This window comes from Bergeyella anatis (assembly GCF_036016955.1).
In the GTDB taxonomy this organism is placed as follows: domain Bacteria; phylum Bacteroidota; class Bacteroidia; order Flavobacteriales; family Weeksellaceae; genus JAYWXI01.
Window position 1 is genome coordinate 1 of sequence record NZ_JAYWXI010000148.1, and the last position, 421, is coordinate 421.

Below are 421 nucleotides of genomic sequence, written 5' to 3' on the forward strand. Positions count from 1 at the left end.
TAAATCTACATAAGTGATGGGCGAAGGAAATATCAAATGCGTGGTTTTGTCATAAGCTACTTCTAAAAAATAAGGTTCAATTTTGCCGGGCGTTTTAGATGTAGATACTTTTGTTTCTGGTATTGTATCATTTGCGTAGTAAATACTGTCCGTTTCAGAAGTTGGCGTTTCTGTTTGTGCATAGACATTCCCGATTGTAAGGAATAAGGTTGCGATTAGAAATGGGTGTAAAGATTTCATTTGTATATATTTAAAAGTTAAAAAAAATTAAGGTTTTGATACTAATAAGACTTGATACCCAGCTTTGACTTTGATTTTAGGGTGGGCTATCTTTTTGGAGATGTAGGAACTGGTACCTTGAAGCAGCCCTTTCCCTGCCTCGGATAATATTTGGTCTTTGGCAGAGGAACTAAAAGTGTAA

General features: G+C 35.6%; 1 protein-coding gene and 1 pseudogene. Both read right to left on the reverse strand.

The window, feature by feature from the left end; translation table 11 throughout:
- Positions 1-240: pseudogene (locus VQ048_RS12685) on the reverse strand (conjugative transposon protein TraN); the annotation flags it as partial.
- Positions 241-267: 27 nt separating this feature from the next.
- The coding region (gene traM, locus VQ048_RS12690) for a conjugative transposon protein TraM (RefSeq protein WP_327611988.1) at positions 268-421 on the reverse strand (154 nt) is incomplete at its 5' end.